We start from the raw sequence: 14373 nt of genomic DNA, 5'->3' as shown, positions 1-14373 counted from the left end.
GCGCCGCCTTAAGACGCAGTTAGGAGCGGTTCAACCGAGCCTGGTCTCGACCACCGCGTCCAAGATTGGTCTAGTCCATTCCCTTGACTCGGCCATCCGGCGGCAGTACACGGATAAAGAGGCCAACGCGAGGCGCGCGCACGCTGGGCCGCGGAGATCACCCACCTCTTGCACCCAGGAGCACCATGCGATTCCGATCATCCATGCTCAGCCGCGGCCGGAGCGCCGCGGCGGCGATGGCGTGCGCCGCCCTCGTCGCCACCGGCCTGGTCGCCGCGGGCGCCGCCGGGGCCGGCTCGGCCGCCGCGGCCACCGCCGGCACCGGAGCGGTCCCGGCCGCGGCCACCACCGGCGGACTCAAGGTCGCCTACTACGACCAGTGGTCCGTCTACCAGAACGCCTTCTACCTCAAGGACCTCGACACCGAGGGCATCGCGGGCAAGCTGAACTACCTGATCTACGACTTCGAGAACATCAGCAACACCGCGCCCTACACCTGCTTCGAGAACACGAAGGCCACCGACCCCGACCCGGCCGGCGAGAACGACCCGAACGCCGGCGACGGAGCCGAGGACGCGGTCGCCGACTACGGCATGAGCTACAGCGCGGCCAACTCCGTCTCGGGCACCGCCGACGTCTACAACCAGGCGATCGAGGGCAACTTCAACCAGCTCAAGGAACTCAAGGCGAAGTACCCGAACCTCAAGATCCTGCTCTCCATCGGCGGCTGGACCTACTCGAAGTACTTCTCCCCGATGGCGGCCAGCGCGAGCTCCCGGCAGGCCTTCGTCTCCTCCTGCATCAACATGTTCATCAACGGCAACCTCCCGGTGGAGAACGGCTACGGCGGCACCGGCTCGGCGGCCGGGATCTTCGACGGCTTCGACATCGACTGGGAGTACCCCGATTCGACCGGCGGCCACCTCGGCAACATCACCTCCCCCAACGACACCGCCGACTACACCGCCCTGCTGGCCGAGTTCCGCAGCGAGCTCAACACGGCCGGCACCGCCAACGGCAAGACCTACGCCCTCGCCGCCGCGCTGCCGGGCGGCCAGGACAAGATCGACAAGATCCAGACCAGCCAGATCGGCCAGTACCTGACCTTCGGCGACGTCATGACCTACGACATGTACGGCGCCTGGAACGCGACCGGCCCGACCGACGAGCAGAACCCGCTGTTCGCCAACCCGAACTCGCCCGAGACCCCGGCGGCCGGCGGGAGCGAGACCTACAGCATCGACAACGCGATGAGAGCCTGGAGCAGCGGGGACTCCCAATACGGGATCACCGGCGGCTTCCCGGCGAGCAAACTCTTAGTGGGCATCCCGTTCTACTACCGCGGCTGGACCGGGGTGGCGGCTGGCTCGAACCACGGGCTCTATCAGACGGCATCCGGACCATCGGCCGGGCAGACCTTGTCCGGGGCCGTCCCAGGCGTGGCGATGTACAAGGAGATCGAGAACGTCGTCGCCAACTCCGCGGACACGTACTGGGATCCCGTCACCGATTCGGCCTACTTCTATGACGGGACGAACTTCTACGGAGGCGAATCCGCCCAGTCCATCCAGACGCAGGCGAACTACGTGCACTGCAACGGATACGGCGGCTTCATGATGTTCTCGCTCTACGACCTCGACCCGGGCACGACGCTGTTCAACGACGCCGTGACCGACATGAACGGCTCCGCGAGCAGCTGCCCGACCGCGCCGCCGACCTCCAGCGCCTCCGCGAGCGCGAGCAAGTCCGCGTCCGCGAGCGCCTCCGCGTCGGCCAGCGCCTCGGCCAGCGCGTCGGCGTCGGCCAGTGCTTCCCCCTCGAAGAGCGCTTCGGCCAGCCCCAGCGCGAGCTCCACCGGCACGGGCTCCGGCGGCAACCTGCTGACCAACCCGGGCTTCGAGGCCGGCAGCCTGACCGGCTGGACCTGCTCGAGCGTGGACTCGGTGGTCGGCTCGCCGGTGCACTCCGGCAGCCACGCGCTCTCCGGCGCCGCGTCCAACTCGGACGACGCCCAGTGCACGCAGACCGTCACCGTCTCGCCCAACCACACCTACACACTCAGCGGGTACGTCGAGGGCGCCTACGTCTTCATCGGAGACACCGGCGGCGGCGACAACTGGACCCCGAGCGCCGGCGGCTACCAGCCCCTCTCGCTGAGCATCACCACCGGCGCGTCCCAGACCTCACTGACCGTGTACGTGCACGGCTGGTACGGCGAGGGCACCTACTACGCGGACGACTTCTCCCTGACCGGGTGAGCCGCCGGCGCCGGTAGCCGCACCACGACAGCCACATCGCCCCAGGTGACGCGGGCGGTCCGTCAGTCCGGCGGACCGCCCGCGTTGCCCCGCGCGCCCCCTGATGATCTCCTTGAAGGGGACGTCAACGGGCAGACGGTGGTCGACGCATGGCACGGACAGGCGGCGGTGAGGCGCTGGACGTCGAGCGCATCGCCACGCCCGCGACCGACGACGGCCCCGATCCCGATCCCGACCGCGCCCGCGACGCCGTGCGCCCGGTGATGGAGTACGCCACCATCTGGTTCGCCGCGGCGATGGCGCTGGTGGTGATCATCTACTACGCCAAGCCGCAGTGGCAGCTGCCGGTCTGGGCGACCCTGGGGCTGTGCTGCTCCGCCGCCACGCTGGTCGGCACCCGGCTCAACCATCCCGACAAGCGCCTGCCCTGGTACCTGCTCGCCCTGGCGATGTTCACGCTGATCAACGGCGACACGATCTACAACGTCCTGACCGACGTCTTCCACCAGAACGAGCCCTTCCCCTCCGTCGCGGACGCGTCCTACCTGTTCACCTATCCGCTGGCGGCCGGCGGGATCATCATGATGGTCCGGCTGCGCAATCCGGACCGCGACGTCACCGCGCTGGTCGACGCGCTATTGCTGGCCGCGGGCCTGACCCTGATCATCTGGGTGTTCATCATCACCCCGACGGTCAACCAGAGGTCGGTGCCGTGGTTCAACAGCGCCGTCTCGGTCGGCTACCCCATCGGCGACGTCCTGCTGCTCGTGGTCATCCTGCGGCTGCTCACCGGCGGCGGCGTGCGCGGGCCCTCGGCCATCCTGCTCGTGGTCGGCTCGCTCGGCCTGATGACCTCGGACATCGCGTACCTGACCGTGCGGCTCTACGGCACCTGGCACGTCGGCTCGCCCGCCGACCTCGGCTGGGTGGTGTTCTACATCAGCTGGGCCTGCGCCGCGCTGCACCCCTCGATGATCGACCTGACCCGCCCCAACCTGCGCGGCGGCCCGCTCGCCACCGGCCGCGTCTTCCCGCTCGCGGTCACCGCCCTGATCGCCCCCGCGCTGCTGCTGTTCGAAGCGCTCAAACGCAGCCTGCACGACGCGCCGGTCATCGCCGTGTTCTCGGCGGTCATGTTCATCCTCGTCATCATCCGGCTCTCCCTGCAGGGCCGCCAGCTGCGCCAGCAGGAGAGCCTCGCGCAGAGCCGGGCCATGCTGCGCGAGCTGCGCAACCGGGCGTACCACGACGCGCTCACCGGCCTGGCCAACCGGGCCAAGTTCCAGGAGCGCGCCGAACGGGCGTTCGGCCGGGTGCGGGAGTCCGGCGGCGAAGTGTGCATGCTGCTGATCGACCTGGACAACTTCAAAGAGGTCAACGACACCCTCGGCCACCGCGCCGGGGACGAACTGCTCAAGGCCGCCGCCGGACGGCTCAAGGCCGCCGTGCGCCCCGGCGACCTCGCCGCCCGCTTCGGCGGCGACGAGTTCGCCGTGCTGCTCGCCGACGGTTCCCCGCCCGACGGCGCCGAGGCCCTGGCCGCACGGCTGATCCGCACCTTCAGCGCGCCGTTCCTGATCTGGGACGCCCAATCCGACGTACGGGCCAGCATCGGCGTCGCCACCAGCGCGGACGCCACGCCGCTGGTCGAGGACGAGGGCGAGGACGCCGCCGACATCCTGCTGCGCAACGCGGACCTCGCCCTGTACGAGGCCAAGGCCGACGGCAAAGCCATCTGGCGCCGCTACCAGCCGCAGCTCTACGAGGCGGCGATGGAGCGGATGCGGCTGCGCACCAGCCTGGACCTGGCGATCGAGCGGGAAGAGGTCTTCCTCGCCTACCAGCCGATCGTGCGGCTGTCCGGCCCCCTGCGCGTCGCCGGATTCGAGGCCCTGGTGCGCTGGCAGCATCCCGAACTCGGCCTGCTCCCGCCGGACCAGTTCATCCCGCTGGCCGAGGAGACCGGCCAGATCATCCAGCTCGGCGCCTGGGTGCTCGGCCGCGCCATCGCCGACGCGGCCGCCTGGAACGCCGGCCGCGCGCAAGACCAGACCCGGCACGTCACCGTGAACGTCTCGGCCCACCAGTTCCTCGAGGACGGCATGGTCGACGAGATCCACCGCAAGCTGCTGAGCGAGGGCCTGCCCGCGAAGCTGCTGATCCTGGAGATCACCGAGACCGCGTTCCTGCACCATCACGGCCCCGAGGTCTCCCGCAACCTCAACGCGCTCTCCGCACTCGGCGTGCGCATCGCCGTGGACGACTTCGGCACCGGCTACTCGTCCATCGCCTATCTGCGCGATCTGAGCATCCACATCCTGAAGGCCGACAAGTCCTTCGTGGACCGGATCGGCGAGGACCAGGGCCATCTGGCGCTGTTGCAGGGCATTGTGACGGTCGCCTCCGCCCTCGGCATCGACGTGGTGGCCGAGGGTGTGGAGACCGAGCAGCAGCAACAGCTGCTGCGCGAAATGGGCTGTTCCTTCGGCCAGGGGTACCTCTATTCCTCCGCGGTCCCGATCGACCGGGTCGCGGCCATCACCGCTCAGGTGGAAGGACGGGAAAGATGAACAGCGCAAGCGGCGCACCCAAGGCGAACGACACCAGGGCCCCGGCCCCGCGCTGGCAGGAGCTGGCCCGACTCAAGCAGGACACGCACTTCTTCGACGCGGTCATCGACGAGATCGACGGCCGGATGATCCGGATCGGCGACCACTGGCTGGCCGACTTCGCCTCCTGCAACTACCTCGGCTTCGACCTCGACCCGGAGATCATGGCGGCGCCGCAGGAGCAGATCGCGCGCTGGGGCACCCACCCCAGCTGGTCGCGCCTGCTCGGAAACCCGCGGCTGTACCCCGAGATCGAGGAACGCCTGACCGAGCTGCTGGCCGCCCCCGACACGCTCGTGCTCCCCACGATCACCACCATCCACCTGACCGCGATCCCGGTGCTGGCCGAACACGGCACGGTCCTGTGCGAGGCGCAGGCGCACCGCACCATCTTCGACGGCTGCTCGGTGGCCAAGGGCCAGGGCGCCCAGCTGCACCGCTGGCACGCCGGCGAGCTCGACCAGCTCGGCGACCTGCTGCGCCAGGCCCCGAGGGACAAGCCGCGCCTGGTGTGCATGGACGGCATCAACAGCATGACGGGAAATCCGCCGGACCTGCCGCGCATCGCCAAGATCTGCCGTGCCACCGGCGCGACGCTGTACGTGGACGACGCCCACGGCTTCGGCGTGATCGGCGAGCGGCGGGAGGACGAGACCTCCCCCTACGGCGCCCGCGGCAACAGCGTCGTGCGCCACCTCGGCGAGAGCTACGACGGCATGATCCTCGTCGGCGGATTCTCGAAGGCGTACTCGTCGCTGCTGGCGTTCATGGCTCTGCCGACGGAGACGAAGGAGCTGCTGAAGTTCGCCGCAGCGCCGTACCTGTACTCCGGCCCCGTCCCCACCGCGTCGCTGGCCACGGTGCTGGCCGGCTTCGACGTGAACGAGGCCCGCGGCGAGCAGATCAGGGCGGACCTGTACCGCAAGACGAAGCGCGTGCTCGACCAAATCAGTGCACTGGGACTGGACAGTCCGAACACCAGCGGCTTCCCGGTGATCGAGCTGCCGCTGCGCGAGGCATCAGACATCGACGAAGTCGCCCGGATCCTGTGGGACCGGGGCATCTACGTCACCATCGCCGCGTACCCCCTGGTGCCGAAGAACCAGGCCGGATTCCGCGTCCAGGTGACCGCGACGAACACGGACACCGAGATCGACCGCCTCAACGAGACGCTCGCCGAGCTGGCGCCGTTGCTGCGCAGCCGGGAGGAGTAGCGGGTCGCTGCCTCCGCCTCCGCTGTCGCGGTCGCGGTCGCGGTCGCTTCAGCAGAAGAGGAAGCAGAAGTGCGACGACGAAGCACTGGGCGACGGGCTGCTCTTCTTATGTGTCTTCGTCGCGGAGGGCGTGGCCGCCGAGGTTGAAGCCGTGGCCGTACGCGTCGGCGTGGTGTGCGAAGGAGAGGGTGAAGCAGAAGGCGAAACAGAGGCCGATGATCCGCTCGGCGAAGCGTCGGCGACAGAGGTCTGAGGTATGTCGACCACGCCTGCCGCCGTCGACCGCACGGCCGAGTGAGAGGAGACCGAACCCGAAGGTGCAGAACCGCCGGATCCGCCGGAATTGTTCCCTATCAAGAGGAATGCGCACACGACGACCCCCGCGCACCCACCCGTCACCGCGAACCCGAGCCCTCGCCGACCCGACTTGCGCTGCCGCTGCGCCCGTCGCCCGTCGTCGGACCGTGGGCCGCCGTCACTTCGCGGACCGCTTTCAGGCCTCTGCGTTTCGAAGGGAACGTCGGGCACGGCCATCGGCATAGTCGCCGTGACGGTCAGAGCCCTCGCCCCGCCGACCCTCGTCAGCTCCGGCGCCGCGGACGAACCGCTCGCCTTCTCCTGCTCCTCCTCGTCAGCCGACTCCTCGCCGGCGCCCTGAGGCAGCCGCTCAGCAGGAAGTTCATCCTCCACGAGCGCTGCCGCATCGGCCTCCGCCGAGTCTTCGAGCTCTGCGTCAACCGCCGGGATCGCCGCCTCCGGCGCCCCCGCGTCCTCCCGTATCCGCGGCATCCGCACCGTCGAGCGCACGTCCTGAACGCGCTCGACCTCGACTCCGGTGGTGGCCCCGCAGCCGGGGCAGGAGACGGCACCGTTCAGGTGTCTGCGACAGGTCTTGCAGTAGTTCACGTCGAGCCCCGAGCCATTTCCGTGCCAGTGCGAGCAATGCGGCTGTGTGGTCAGCTTTCTGCATCCTGCCAAGCGGGCTGAGCCAGATCCAGCACCGTACGGTCACCGGGCGGTAAAGCCGAGGGAAATTCGGGTCAAGGCACGGCGTGCGCACTCAGCGGTAGTCCCCCTACCGCGCGCTATGCTGCGCGCAGGTTCGGAGCCGGCGTCGGGGTGAGGGAGCGCGCATGCCCACCGAAATCAGGATCCTCATAGCTGATCCCCTTGCGCTCTTCTCCCTCTACCGCTGGCTCGACGCCGACGCGCACGCGCACCTCGACCCCGGCACGCGGATCGCTCTGATCCCCGCCCAAGCCGTCACCGCCACCATCACCGGCGTCGCCGGCCTACGCGGCCTCGCCCAGTCCTACGCCGCCTGGCGCAGCTCCCGCCGCAGCACGGAGGTGTGCCCCGTCACCTTCGAAGCCGAAGCGGGCCGCGCAGGCAGGGCGGCCGTGACCGTGACCGAGTCCTCGATCAACGCCATAGAGGCCATCGCCGCCCTCGTCCCCGAGTAGCCGCCCTACTCCCCACTCCCGGCTCTACCCCACTGCTCCCCAAGGCCCCGCCTCCAGCCGCGCCAAACAGTTCCGCCGGTCCTCGTCGCCCACAACGGCCGAAGCGAGCCGCACGGCAGCCGAGCGGAGCGATTCGGCATCCGCAGCCCCCGACCGAGCCGCCACCCGAGCCAGCAGCTCCGCGAGGAAGGCCCGGTCCCAATCCGCGAACGCGTCAGCATGCGAAGAAACGAGCTCCGCGTACCGCGCCGCATGAGCAGCCGCCACGTCCAGACGCCCGACCGTCACCCCGACCGTCGCGATCAGGTACTCCCCTCGCCCGTGGTTGGCCACGGTGCCGACCTGAAGCCAGTGGTAGGTGGAGGCGTAGGCCCCATAGAGCGCCCGCTCCTGCTCCGCCAGCGCGCTCCGCTCCGACAACCCGCCATCGAGCAAGTCCCACGTCGCGTTGTTCAGCTCCACCGCCAACCGCCGGTGCGCCCGCCCCGCTTCGTCCTCGCCCGCCGCACCCGTGCCGCCCATGCCGCACCCCCTCGCGCCACCACGGCGCCTCGTGCCCCAGAGCCGAACCAACCGCGAACAGCCGCAGTCAACCGGCGCAATTAATCCTCGAAGATTACTGTCCCACCGCTGCACCCCGACTCCCCGCAAGACGTCGTCCGCGCGCCGCCGAGCCAGCACCCCACCCCGTTGCGTACCATCGCCCAAAAGCCCCGTTCCCGGAGGCCGATCGAGCATGTGGGCCCGACGACGCAGCTGGAAGCGCAGCTGGACACAGAGCCGTTGGCCCGACCACCCAGCCGTCATCCACACCGTCCGGGTGAACCGCCGCTCATCCGAGCTCGAGCTGATGCACCGAGCGCTGGGCTTCGCCGCCCTCGGCTTCGTCGCCATGATGCCCCTGCTCATCGTCATCGCGGACGTCTCGCCCGTGGACTACGGCGGCTTCGGCCAGTGGGTCGTCGACGGCATGGGCCTGTCCGGCCAGTCCGAGAGCATCGTCAAGGGGCTGTTCGAGCGCACCCGCGGCGCGCTGAGCAGCACCGACGCCCTCGGCCTTGCGGTCATCTGCGTCTTCGGCCAGAGCTTCGCCTCCAGCTTCCAGTCCGGCTACGAGAAGGTCTGGAACCTGCGCCCGCAGATGCGCCACCGCCTGTGGCAGCAGACCCTCTGGCTCGCGACGCTCACCGGCCAGCTGTACGTGGTGGCCCTGAGCTCCCACAGCGTCCACGCCTGGGTCGGCCTCATCCGCGGCATCTGCTGGGTCATGCTGTTCTGGTGGGGCCAGTGGGTCCTGCTCGGCAGAAGAGTCCCCTGGCGCGCCCTCCTCCCCGGCGCCGTCCTCACCACGGTCGGCCTCTTCGGCCTGCGCCTCTTCTCCAAGCTCGTCTTCGCCCCCATGGTCGTCGACTCCGCCAACACCTACGGCTCCGTAGGCATCGTCCTCATCGTCGTCACGTGGTTGGTCGCCGTCGGCTTCGTCGTCTTCGGCGGAGCCCTCCTGGGCGAGCAGTGCCGCCACGACAGCCTCGGCAGCTAGCCCGGCCCCGCTGTCAGCTCTCGGTCAGCTCTTGGGAAGGGTGTCGATGTAGTTCGTGCCGCTGGCGTAGTATCCCGCGACAGCCTGCTGCACGTCCTGGTAGGGCACCGCCTGTCCGGCCTTGTAGTAGAACCAGTTGACGTCCATGTCCCAGCTGCGCTGGCCGGTGAAGGGCAAGTCGATGAACCAGTCGCTGAAGTGGATTCCCATGCCTTCGCGCGGGTAGTACTTGCCGCTACTGGTGAACAGGGTCTTGCCGTCAACGGAGTAGGTGACCTTGCCGTCCACAGCGGTGATCATCATGGTGTGCCAGCCGTGCAGGCTGCGGTAGGTCCGGTGGGTGGCGCGGTCATTGTTTTCCGCGCTGTACCAGCTGGTGTTGTCGAACGCGGGTCCGGGAGCGCCCCAGCCGCCGTTGGGCATGTACTCGTTATCGAGTTCGCTGTACTTCGGCGAGTTCGGGTCGGCCGAGATCGGATAGAAGGACTCGTTGACGTGGTCGCCGTCGGGGCCGACTGCCGGGCCATCGCTGAAGTAGATCCTCGCCGCGTAGGTCCCGGTGAAGTACGGCGTGCCGGCGCTCTGCAGCTCGGCCTGGGCCGTGCCGGCCTTGGCCCCGTCGGTCGAGGCCTTCAGCTGCAGCGCTTGGCCGCCCTGGGCGGAGGCGACAGACGGGAAGCTGACACCTGAGGCAGCCCAGGTGCCCTCGATACCCGGGCCACCGGCTCCGGTGCGCGCCTGCCAGCCGTGGGCAGCCAACGCCGGGTCGCTCGCGCCGGTGTAATGGAAATCGTCGAACACCGTCGCGGCCGGCACATCCGGCGCGGCAGATGCCTGGATCGTCGGCGCAGCCGTTGCGGAGGAGGCGGGGTTCGCGGTGCTGCTGCTTGCACCCGTGGGGCTGTCGCCGTCCGGCGCCTCGCCCCATACGAGGGCTCCGCGAAGGTAGCCCGTGACTCGGCTGAAGGGCTTGTAAGTCGTGATCGAGGGGTCGAACGACCAGTCGCCGGTCTGGGTGAGGCTCTCATGGTCGACGCGGTAGAGCTGGAGCTCGACGCCCTGACTGTCCTGGCCCGGCTTGATCGTGCCGGCGCTCGCGCTGAAGCCGATCTGCAGATAGTGGTCGGCGCCCGAGGTGGCGAGGTCGAGCTTGCCGATGGTGCCCGTCACGTTGGAGCAGCCGACCCCTGCCTGCAGGCAGTTGAAGGCGAAGGCGGCGGCGTCGTGTCCGGCGAAGTAGTAGCGGAGGGTGACGTCGGCGAGCGATATCGACTCGGTCGAGGTGTTGACCACCACGAGCTGTGGTGCGGCCGCCGCGGCGTCGGCAGTGCCGGCCGGGGTCCGGTACTCGACAGTGAGCATGGGAGGCTTCACCGCCGCGGCCGGGTGCGCGTCTGCAGAGCGCCAGACCGAGCGCCACACCGGATAGAGCGCGGCGACACCGGCGATCAGGGCGACGGCTAGCAGAGGAATCAGCACTTTGCTCGCGCGGCGGCGCGACTTGCGGCGGCGGGGCGAGCCCACGGATCGCTCCTCAGAGGACGGCAAAAATTTCGATGCCCAAGACGGATTATCGCATGGGGCGAACAGATCGTAGCGGAGTTTGATATAGCCGTCAGCAGTGGTCCACCCGCATAAACTCGTCAATCAGATGGTTGCCATAACTTAACGTACGATTCGCTTTGCCGCCGATTTACCCTCGGCCGCGCATGCGATCATCTGAACGCGCGAATCCGAGAGCCCTGACAGTTCTCAGATCCCGCTCCAACTGCTGACGCCTAGGCCCGGGTGTCACTTCATGCTGCACGGAATCGGGAGGGCGCGGGGAGATGTCCTCGACGGCCGACGCGCTGCGCGTCTCGGGAGCCAGCCGCCACCGGCGCGGGCGCGTCGGCGCCGACGCGTACGGCAACGCGAAGGCGCTATGCGACACAGTGGCGATAGTGCCGGCCCGCAACGAGGAAGCCGGCGTCTTCACGGCACTTCGTTCCCTGGCCGCTCAGACCCGGCGCCCCGACCTGATCCTCGTGGTGGTCAACAACTCGACCGACCGCACCGAGCACTTCGCCCAGACCTTCGCGGCCGAGCCGGGCAGTCCGGAGACGGTCGTACTCAACGTGCCGCACAACCCGCACAAGAAGGCGGGCGCGCTCAACTACGGCATCCGCTGGCTCGCCGAAGGCACCGGCGGCCCGCTCGCCGGACGCGTGCGCCACATCCTCGTCATGGACGCCGACACCGAACTGCACCCGTCGTTCATCGAGCGGGCCCGCAACGTACTCGCCTCGGACCCGGGACTCGGCGGCGTCAGCGCCGCCTGCCTCGGCCGCACCGGCTTGTGGCGCAGCACCTGGCAGCGATACCTGCTCGGCATGCAGATCATCGAGTACGGCCGCGCCGCCAACGCCCGCTACCGCCGGGACGTGCACACGATGTCCGGCGCCGGCTCGTTCTACCGCGGCGAAGCGCTGCAGAGCCTGCTCGACTGGCGCGGCGAGGTGTTCTGGGAGGACCACAGCAACCTGGTCGAGGACTACGAGACCACGCTGGCCCTGAAGGAGTCGGGCTGGAAGGTGACGGCCAACCAGTTCTGCATCGCCTACACCGACCTCATGCCGACCCTGCGTGAACTGCTGCACCAGCGCGAGCGCTGGAGCCGAGGCACCATCGACACACTGCGCGCCCGCGGCGTGACCAGGTTCACCTGGCACTCCATCGCCGCAATCATCATGGGCCTCATCGGCGCCGCCTACATCTTCGGATTCGGCTCCGTCGAACTCACCCTCGCCGCCCAGCACGGATTCACGCTCAATCCGTTCTTCTGGGCGCTGTTCATGTTCTGGATCGTCTATCCGGCGCTGCGGGTGACCAACCTCGGCTGGAAGGCGATGCTCATCGAAGCGTCACTCGTACCAGAGCTCTGCTACACCGTGATCCGCACCTACTGGCTGGTGTCATCGATCGCAAAGTCCTACCTGACCCGCGTCTCGGCCTGGAAATAGCGAAGGTAAGGCAGTGAACCCATTCAAGGGCGCCGGCGTCATCCTGCTCGCGCTGGCCGCCGTGCTGGCGCTGACCCGAGTCAAGGACGTCGCGCACCTGATCCTGCTCGCCAGCGTCACGATCGTGGCCCTCTGCATGACCACCCTGACCATCTCAAGCCTGCGCCGACACCACGACCGCCTCGCCGCCTTCGGCCGCATCGTCCCAGCCCCCGACCTCTCCGCCCCCGCCACCCGGCCGCAGCCGCAGCCACATCCGACCCCCGCGCCCGTCGACGTGCCCGGGGCTGTGGAAATGGCAGTGGCTGGGCCGGTGCCTGCGCCTGGGCCTGCGCTTTCGCAGGACGACGCAGCCCTCTGGCGGCCATACACGTCGTAGGCGGCAGCGCCCGATTCCTAGCCGTTGGTGTAGAACTCGGGTGTATAGACGCCATCAGGGCCGGTAACCACCAAGTGGTTACCGGCCCTGATTTCTGTGGAGCCAAGGGGATTCGAACCCCTGACCTTTTGTCTGCCAGGTACCAGGCCACGAATATCTTTGGTCCGCAAGCTTTACCTTCGATCGCCGATCATTCCGTGACATGCGCCGACGACAATCGTACCCGTCCATCCGATACCGAACAGTTGCCACGGTTCGCACCTTATCCACTCGTTACCCGCTCGTGCCCCGCGGCCGATTAGCGCGCCCGCGGCACGGTCCGTAGCCGCCCGGCGCTCCGGGGTTTGTAGTCCGGGAACAGTCGGCGACCTGGCGACGACGACGTACCGACTCTGATCGCTTCGCGATCAGGCAACTTTGACCGAGTGGGGTCCGACGCGGACGGTGATATCCAGCACGCCACCGAGAGCTTGCGCATAGGCTCGGAGCGTGTCGAGTTCGATGGTCGCCGCACGCCCGCGCTCGATGTCCGAGACCCTGGCCTGCGAGACGCCGAGGAACGCGGCGACCTCAGCTTGCGACATCCCGATCGTCTTACGCAACTCGGCGAGATGATGGCCGGCGACGAAGGTGTCGACGGCCAAAGCGGCAGCCGCCCGGCGCCCCGGATCATCGGCCCCCGGATCGATCTCGCGACGGCGACGCTTGACCTCATCCCACGACGACGTCCTCATTCTCCCATCCCTCCGCTCTCCTGACGCCTGCGCTTCTCCTGCTCCAGATACTCCGCGTACCGCTGCTCAGCCAACGGCACCGCACTCCGATACCAGGCCGCCCACTGCCCCGACTTGTCACCCGCCACCAGGAACACCGCCTGCCGGAACGGATCGAACGCGAAAACGATCCTGATCTCGCCCGAACCAGCCGAACCAGGACGCAACTCCTTGAGGTTATGCAGCCGGGCATGAGCGAGACTGTCCACCAACGGACGACCCAGCGTCGGCCCATGCTCCGCGAGCAGATCAATCGCATGTTCGACCTGGTCTGCCGAGCCGGGGTCCGACTTCGCCAGTTCGAGGAACCACTCCTCGACCGACTCAAGCAGCACGATCTCCCACACCCCACCAATATAACACCGGAGCGATATCGGCGCAGGGAGCGGCGGGCACCGACTGGCCCGCCCCCGACCTCACGCCCTTCCCCTGGAACGCCCCCCGGACAGGAAGGTCAAGTCGGCGAAGGGCCCGCGAGCCGGGAGTGTGTGATCGGTGACGATGCGGCGCGCGGGCTGGAGTCGACACGGTTGAGGGCTCTGGCGCTGATCACGTGATCCGGCTGGTCGGCGTGTCGTGCGCGGCATGCCGCGCGTTCTCGGCCAGGATGGCTTGCGTGCATATCACAGGATATTGACGGACTGTTTCCGCAGTTCGCGGGCGTGACGGTTGACGATGTCGCGATCGACGGGAGCATCGTGTGGTTTCGCGTGCGGGCGAAAGCGCCTGACGCTGCCTGCTCGTGCTGTGGGCAGCGCTCGCGTCGCGTCCACGCCCGTTACCGGTGTCAACTGTCCGATCTGCCCTGCGGTGGTCGGCGGGTCCGGATCACGGCGACGGTGCGCCGGTTCAAGTGTGTCGACTCCACATCGAAGGCACCAACGCCTACCGGATCACCCCCGACGGCCAGCGCTTCGCCGTGTTCTACACCAAACTCCACAACCGCCGGCTACGCCCGCTCATGGCCGCCGACCGGCCACCCGCCCCACCCGAGATACGCCAACCCCCCGACACCCTCGACCGACACGTCACCCACACCATCAACCTGGCCAGACTCACAGCAGCCTGACCAGGCACGACGCGAAACTTGCCTCTAACGGCAAGAACCTGGGAGCAAAAGCGACCTAGATGACGG

13 protein-coding genes and 1 pseudogene are annotated in these 14373 nt (G+C 68.4%); 10 read left to right on the top strand and 4 right to left on the bottom strand.

All coding sequences use genetic code 11. The features are described 5' to 3' along the window. Positions 1–185 precede the first annotated feature (185 nt). The 5 genes from ACTRO_RS28810 to ACTRO_RS28790 all read left to right on the top strand — a co-directional run bounded on the left by ACTRO_RS28810 (position 186) and on the right by ACTRO_RS28790 (position 7544). Entirely contained in the window at positions 186–2258 is a 2073-nt protein-coding gene (locus ACTRO_RS28810) for a glycosyl hydrolase family 18 protein (protein ID WP_245594519.1), read from the top strand. 149 nt (positions 2259–2407) lie between these two features. Further along, positions 2408–4828 carry a putative bifunctional diguanylate cyclase/phosphodiesterase gene (locus ACTRO_RS28805; protein WP_034268073.1) on the top strand — a complete coding sequence of 807 codons (2421 nt, stop codon included), beginning with the start codon at positions 2408–2410 and terminating at the stop codon, positions 4826–4828. Then, positions 4825–6081 (top strand): aminotransferase class I/II-fold pyridoxal phosphate-dependent enzyme, encoded by a 1257-nt coding sequence (locus ACTRO_RS28800; RefSeq protein ID WP_051451543.1) that lies wholly within the window; start codon positions 4825–4827, stop codon positions 6079–6081. The genes ACTRO_RS28805 and ACTRO_RS28800 overlap by 4 nt, the downstream gene beginning before the upstream one ends. Before the next feature lie 130 nt (positions 6082–6211). Beyond that, positions 6212–6334: a hypothetical protein gene (locus ACTRO_RS50475; protein ID WP_281177908.1), complete on the top strand. Its 123-nt coding sequence runs from the start codon at positions 6212–6214 to the stop codon at positions 6332–6334. Positions 6335–7214: 880 nt separating this feature from the next. Further along, positions 7215–7544 (top strand): hypothetical protein, encoded by a 330-nt coding sequence (locus ACTRO_RS28790; RefSeq protein ID WP_034268067.1) that lies wholly within the window; start codon positions 7215–7217, stop codon positions 7542–7544. Positions 7545–7568: 24 nt separating this feature from the next. Here the strand turns inward: ACTRO_RS28790 and ACTRO_RS28785 are convergent, their stop codons facing one another. Then, positions 7569–8066 carry a hypothetical protein gene (locus tag ACTRO_RS28785; RefSeq protein ID WP_051451542.1) on the bottom strand — a complete coding sequence of 166 codons (498 nt, stop codon included), beginning with the start codon at positions 8064–8066 and terminating at the stop codon, positions 7569–7571. Between the two features lie 298 nt (positions 8067–8364). Here ACTRO_RS28785 and ACTRO_RS28780 point away from each other — a divergent pair, with 298 nt between their 5' ends. After that, positions 8365–9084: a YhjD/YihY/BrkB family envelope integrity protein gene (locus ACTRO_RS28780; protein ID WP_211244441.1), complete on the top strand. Its 720-nt coding sequence runs from the start codon at positions 8365–8367 to the stop codon at positions 9082–9084. 24 nt (positions 9085–9108) lie between these two features. Here the strand turns inward: ACTRO_RS28780 and ACTRO_RS28775 are convergent, their stop codons facing one another. After that, positions 9109–10608 carry a cellulose binding domain-containing protein gene (locus tag ACTRO_RS28775; RefSeq protein ID WP_034268065.1) on the bottom strand — a complete coding sequence of 500 codons (1500 nt, stop codon included), beginning with the start codon at positions 10606–10608 and terminating at the stop codon, positions 9109–9111. 305 nt (positions 10609–10913) lie between these two features. Between ACTRO_RS28775 and ACTRO_RS28770 the strand changes: the two genes are divergently transcribed. Continuing rightward, positions 10914–12086, top strand: coding sequence for a glycosyltransferase family 2 protein (locus ACTRO_RS28770; protein WP_034268063.1), 1173 nt, complete (start codon positions 10914–10916; stop codon positions 12084–12086). Between the two features lie 13 nt (positions 12087–12099). Then, a complete protein-coding gene (locus tag ACTRO_RS28765; protein ID WP_034268061.1) occupies positions 12100–12465 on the top strand; it encodes a hypothetical protein in 366 nt (121 codons plus the stop codon). A 407-nt stretch (positions 12466–12872) separates the two neighbouring features. Here ACTRO_RS28765 and ACTRO_RS28760 read toward each other — a convergent pair whose 3' ends face one another. Both ACTRO_RS28760 and ACTRO_RS28755 read right to left on the bottom strand, forming a co-directional pair. Then, positions 12873–13199, bottom strand: coding sequence for a helix-turn-helix domain-containing protein (locus ACTRO_RS28760; RefSeq protein ID WP_034268058.1), 327 nt, complete (start codon positions 13197–13199; stop codon positions 12873–12875). Beyond that, positions 13196–13585, bottom strand: coding sequence for a type II toxin-antitoxin system RelE/ParE family toxin (locus ACTRO_RS28755; protein WP_034268056.1), 390 nt, complete (start codon positions 13583–13585; stop codon positions 13196–13198). Before ACTRO_RS28755 ends, ACTRO_RS28760 begins: the two co-directional genes overlap by 4 nt. Before the next feature lie 315 nt (positions 13586–13900). On the opposite strand from ACTRO_RS28755, the pseudogene ACTRO_RS51515 reads away from it, so the two are divergent. Beyond that, positions 13901–14035, top strand: a pseudogene (locus tag ACTRO_RS51515) (hypothetical protein); the annotation flags it as partial. A 56-nt stretch (positions 14036–14091) separates the two neighbouring features. Continuing rightward, entirely contained in the window at positions 14092–14307 is a 216-nt protein-coding gene (locus ACTRO_RS49925) for a hypothetical protein (protein ID WP_034268054.1), read from the top strand. The last annotated feature ends 66 nt before the right edge of the window (positions 14308–14373 follow it).

This window comes from Actinospica robiniae DSM 44927 (genome assembly GCF_000504285.1).
In the GTDB taxonomy this organism is placed as follows: domain Bacteria; phylum Actinomycetota; class Actinomycetes; order Streptomycetales; family Catenulisporaceae; genus Actinospica; species Actinospica robiniae.
The sequence above is the reverse complement of the archived record's forward strand: the minus strand, read 5'-3'. Positions and strand labels throughout refer to the sequence as shown.

Excerpts from the sequence above, each read along its gene's own strand:
- ACTRO_RS28810 (WP_245594519.1), top strand. The coding sequence starts at position 186 with ATGCGATTCCGATCATCCATGCTCAGCCGCGGCCGGAGCGCCGCGGCG.
- ACTRO_RS28805 (WP_034268073.1), top strand. The coding sequence starts at position 2,408 with ATGGCACGGACAGGCGGCGGTGAGGCGCTGGACGTCGAGCGCATCGCC.
- ACTRO_RS28800 (WP_051451543.1), top strand. The coding sequence starts at position 4,825 with ATGAACAGCGCAAGCGGCGCACCCAAGGCGAACGACACCAGGGCCCCG.
- ACTRO_RS28790 (WP_034268067.1), top strand. The coding sequence starts at position 7,215 with ATGCCCACCGAAATCAGGATCCTCATAGCTGATCCCCTTGCGCTCTTC.
- ACTRO_RS28785 (WP_051451542.1), bottom strand. The coding sequence starts at position 8,066 with ATGGGCGGCACGGGTGCGGCGGGCGAGGACGAAGCGGGGCGGGCGCAC.
- ACTRO_RS28770 (WP_034268063.1), top strand. The coding sequence starts at position 10,914 with ATGTCCTCGACGGCCGACGCGCTGCGCGTCTCGGGAGCCAGCCGCCAC.
- ACTRO_RS28760 (WP_034268058.1), bottom strand. The coding sequence starts at position 13,199 with ATGAGGACGTCGTCGTGGGATGAGGTCAAGCGTCGCCGTCGCGAGATC.